Here is a 4,456-nt window from a genome sequence, read left to right as displayed (position 1 = left end):
AACTCATTGAGATGTGTCATAGTATTCGTCGTTAGAAAACAATTATTGTGACATTATTTCAATGAGTTATCTATTTTTGTCGTGTACAGAGAATTTCATGTTGATCTGATCGCAAAATCTGAATGGTTAAAGCTTGGGCTATTTTCAAAAATAGAGGTTTCTTCTCAGGCTGAACAGTGGTAAAAATAAAAATAAAGTGCTTAGTGAAAGTAGGGTGTTGGAATGAAAACCACAGTAAAATATGTAGTCTTAAAAAGTCTTGACTATCAATTGGGTACACCATTATTTCAGGAAGAAATTGACGCTGATGGTCAATATTTTGATCAAATACCAAGCACAATTTCTTATCAGAATTTACAGTTCAAAGTAAAAAGCAAAGAGCTTAAACGTTTGCATCTGGCAGAAGAGCAGGAAGATACTCAAACGATTATCGTCAAAGTGGTCAATATCTAATAAAAACTGAATGTAATAAGCCTCTTTTAAAGAGGCTTATTCATTATAAATAGATTAATAAATATAATTAAAAACAATGATTTTACCTAAGTTAATACCAGATTAATAGCTAAAACTATTTGACTTAAAGTCAAGATAAATTCGATACAGCTTAAGTATTATTGGTGAGGTCATGTTAAGTATCGTATTTCCTCACAGTTAAGAATATTCAAAAAGAATTGGATCTTTAATATTTTATTTAATCTTTTAAAAATATAGAAGGTTTAGATTGATTTTTATATATTGATAAATATCAATAGCATAGTTATTAAGTGGTTCTGTTTAATAACGCTTTTTAAATTTTATTAAAAATTTTCCTATATATGAAATAGGACTTAAGTTATTCCTTTTATTGGATAATAAATTTTTGACCTATAAAGTCTTTCATTGTGTTTCTGTTGCATTATATCAGGTAATTTATGTTGCGCATTAATCTCCACTTCAAGTACTTATCTTACTATTTTTTACATTGAATTAATCTGTAACAGGTTAAAGGTTGGCGAAATCTGAAAAATGCGTAGAGTAGATATTAAGTCGAAACCTATCGGCTTTTAATTTAAAGCAAATAGTAAGGAATACCACCATGGCTAATAATCAACAGCAAGACCAACAGAAACAGCAACAACAACAGCAACAGCAAAATCAACAACGCAATCAAGATCAGCAGCGTCAACAAAACAACCAGCAAAACCCAAATCAGCAACAAAATAACCAGCAGCAGCAACAGCCGCAGGGTGGTCAACACAACCAGCAACAGCGCGACCAGCAGCAACAAAACCAGCAAGGCCAACAGCAACAACAGCCACAGCAAAACAGTAACCAGCAACAACAACGTTCACGTAATCAACAAGATCAGTGAAAGCCACAGCGTTAATCTTTTTTAAGATATATGCTCTTCATAAAAAAACCGCCTGATTCAGGCGGTTTTTTTTATATTTCATTGCACGATTAGACTAAGTATTTATTAACACTGAATATTGGCTTTTAGCTTGTAGAAATTCAAGGCATTGTCTAGGTCTGTGAGCAACTCTTTTTCTGTATATTCCTTGGGTGCAAGTTTTAGCAGAGCAGGCATGTAGTTATTTTTATATTCTTTAGGATATTGTTCACACAGGATGCGTGTTCTTTCTTCCAGACTAATTGTTGAAGAGTCGAGTTTGTCCAGATAAGCACTGAGTTGATTATCTGACTGTTCAAACTGCGCTTTAATATTTGCAGCAGCCTCGGCTGAATTCTCTGCTTGCTGTTTTTGGCAGCCGCTTATTGCCAGACTCATCAATAAAGTAATTAGTATGCGATTTTTCATGCTGCCAAAATATTGTTATTGCTCATATGAAAAATTATAGAGAGAAATGATTAAAAAGAAAGCAGTGATCTATAAACTTTATGAAACGTTGAAAAATTATGGCATACGATCTTGACTGAAATAAGGAATTTTCTCCTAAAAATTTAAATCAACTCATTCTCATTTATCGTTTTAGCTTTCTTCTTGGAGTTTGGCTATTTAATAGTCTTATTTGCTATTAAAAATATTTTCTGTCTAAATTACAGTCATTTAATTAACAAAAGTAATGGTTTTTTCATATTTTGAAACATTGCATCTATATATCCTACACAGATTGGCTGCATGGCTAGTGATATCTTGGCGTCATTCTAAGAACTTAATGAAAATAATTAAAAATCAGCACATTATAAGGCCTGTTTAATTTAGGAGAGTTAAACAGGCTTTTTCTTTTCCGTTTTAAATCTTGTTTTTTCTTTGCTGATTGTATTTTTTGCTCACTCTCTTTCACATAAGTTTTCATACACAACATAAAGCCTGAAAATTCCCTCAGGAGAGATACATGAATAGATGTTATTTATATATCTCTTTTCACGAAAAGACAGGACAAAGCTATGATGAGATGTATATGCGCATTTGGCATGGGCGTGATGGTCGGCTGTTGTTTTAAATCTTGCAAAGAGAAAATGTGTCAGATGATGAGCAGCAAGCATTGTAAAAGTGATCATTGTAAAAAGGATCAGACGACTCAAGCTGAAGAGCCTGTACGAACTTAGCCCCAAAAGCTTCAATTTTACTTAAACGCTAAACAGAGCTGAGTACTGAAGTTGTTCTAGATCGCTGATCCAATCATTTTGTATTGAGTCATTCTATATTTAAAGCAATAAAGCTTGATGTTGGATTGAGCTTTTTACACTTAGGAGAAAAACATGATGCAATTTATATTTTGTTTATTTGGTCTTCATGGTGCGACTGAAATTAACTACACGTGTGACCATGATGAGGTCAAACAGTGTCGTGATTGCTTGAAAAATATTGAATAATGTGCCAAATCATCAGACATATTAATGAAGATCAATCCCCGTTCAATCATCAGTTGGCGGGGTTTTTCTTTACTGATAAAATTTTTGGATCTAAACATAATTTCTCACAAGGAATACTTTATAAGAAAAATATTTCAATAGGATTACGTTTTGATAAATTCTTAGTACTTAGAACTGAAATAGCAAAATACAATAGAATATATGTAGGTGAGCATCTGCGCTCGAATTCTTGAAGCAATTCAAAAGAGGCCAAAGGCTGAAACTGCATTAGATGGTTGGTATCGAATGATTAAGGCCAATCATCCTAAAGGTTTTGCTGAGATGAAAAGACTTTTTCCGTCAGTGGATAAGGTTAGAAAATTTCATGTATTCGATATCGGCTCGCACGCGAATTCATATTCTTTGCTGTATCGTCTACGATCAGGCTGAACAGCTTATTTGCTCAGATGGACTTCAGGAATTATGTAATGTAAAAGAGCACTTGAAGGAAAGTTTGTTTCTTTAGAAAACTGAATGTACAACATAAATAACATTGATGTTTAGCAGCAGATGTCATATTTATCTCTTAATAGATATATGAAGGAGATACATATGACAAATAAGCCAGAGCAAGAATCAAATCCGCATAAAGAATCAAATGATGACAAGGGTAATCAGGCATCTTATAAGCATGTCAAACCAGAGAAGAAACCCAATGCAGAACCGGAAAATCCATTGAGAGAGCAAAAATAGCTTTTTCACATGGACGAAGCCCTAACTTGGTTTAGGGCTTTTTAATTTCCCAATAAGCGTTGATCTCTAGGCTTTGCAATAAATTCATCTTTCATTTCAAAGAAAAATTCATGGGCTTGTTCATGATCGCAGTGCAACCAGTCATGTCGTGATTCTTCCGGAATCACAATAATCGAGCGTTTTTCGTCATTCGGGTCATGAAACTGTTTCATAAAGGGATGTTGATCTGAATTTATGGTCAGCATCGAAAATGATCTGATTTTCTCACCATCAATGTGTGCGTCATCATAAATCGCCGCCACGGTAAAAGGATTGCCATCTTCACGTGAAATGCCAAACCAGTGCGATTTACCGTCTATATATTTAGGTTCATAGAAGGTATCGACGGGTACCAAAGCAAACTGGTTGTTTTTCCAGGCATGTCGGAAACTCGGTTTGGATGCCACTGTTTCAGTCCGTGCATTATAGGTATGCCGGCCATATTTCAATTCTTTCGCCCAGGCTGGAATCAGTCCGAAACGTGCGATATCCAGCTCAAACTCATCAGCACCGCGCATAATGATTGGGGCTGGCGCTAAAGGATAAACATGCGGTTTCATGCCCAGTTCGAGTTGCTCTTCATGAATATCTAATAAGGAAAGACGTTTTTTTGAGGGAAATTCATAGTTCGAGCACATAAATAACCTCTTTCATTCTAATTATTATTTGCTAAAGAATTAAAGTATAAAAATGATGGGCTCAAAACAATTCGAAATCGTAAGTATAGTTTTAACAGAAAGTAAGAATACAGATTAATATTAGTTTATCTTCTTTATAAGACCTCTTTCATAAATCATTTTTTACTCAGCTCCAAGTTATAAATTCCAGCAATTAGATTGAATCTCAAACCGAGTCTTTTAGCTCTATT

Annotated in this window: 6 protein-coding genes; 4 read left to right on the top strand and 2 right to left on the bottom strand. The window is 34.2% G+C overall.

The features are described from left to right. The first annotated feature begins 222 nt into the window (after window positions 1-222). Together NI464_RS15595 and NI464_RS15590 are read left to right on the top strand one after the other, a co-directional pair. Complete coding sequence (locus NI464_RS15595) at window positions 223-453, top strand: hypothetical protein (protein ID WP_004280185.1); 231 nt, start codon at window positions 223-225, stop codon at window positions 451-453. 622 nt (window positions 454-1,075) lie between these two features. Then, a complete protein-coding gene (locus NI464_RS15590) occupies window positions 1,076-1,351 on the top strand; it encodes a hypothetical protein (RefSeq protein ID WP_005107131.1) in 276 nt (91 codons plus the stop codon). Window positions 1,352-1,456: 105 nt separating this feature from the next. Here the strand turns inward: NI464_RS15590 and NI464_RS15585 are convergent, their stop codons facing one another. Next, window positions 1,457-1,798: a hypothetical protein gene (locus NI464_RS15585; RefSeq protein WP_005107130.1), complete on the bottom strand. Its 342-nt coding sequence runs from the start codon at window positions 1,796-1,798 to the stop codon at window positions 1,457-1,459. 1,304 nt (window positions 1,799-3,102) lie between these two features. On the opposite strand from NI464_RS15585, the gene NI464_RS15580 reads away from it, so the two are divergent. Both NI464_RS15580 and NI464_RS15575 read left to right on the top strand, forming a co-directional pair. Next, entirely contained in the window at window positions 3,103-3,246 is a 144-nt protein-coding gene (locus NI464_RS15580; RefSeq protein WP_253139494.1) for a type II toxin-antitoxin system HigB family toxin, read from the top strand. 162 nt (window positions 3,247-3,408) lie between these two features. Beyond that, on the top strand, window positions 3,409-3,549 hold the full coding sequence (locus tag NI464_RS15575; protein ID WP_005107128.1) for a hypothetical protein: 141 nt from the start codon (window positions 3,409-3,411) through the stop codon (window positions 3,547-3,549). A 41-nt stretch (window positions 3,550-3,590) separates the two neighbouring features. On the opposite strand, the gene NI464_RS15570 is transcribed toward NI464_RS15575, so the two are convergent. Then, the gene (locus NI464_RS15570; RefSeq protein ID WP_253139491.1) at window positions 3,591-4,226 is read right to left on the bottom strand and encodes an SOS response-associated peptidase; all 636 of its coding nucleotides are present in this window, start codon (window positions 4,224-4,226) and stop codon (window positions 3,591-3,593) included. Window positions 4,227-4,456: the final 230 nt, after the last annotated feature.

It is taken from the genome of Acinetobacter lwoffii (genome assembly GCF_024129685.1).
Lineage (GTDB): Bacteria > Pseudomonadota > Gammaproteobacteria > Pseudomonadales > Moraxellaceae > Acinetobacter > Acinetobacter lwoffii_X.
Note: the sequence above shows the minus strand (reverse complement) of the source record. Positions and strands in the feature narration are given on the sequence as shown.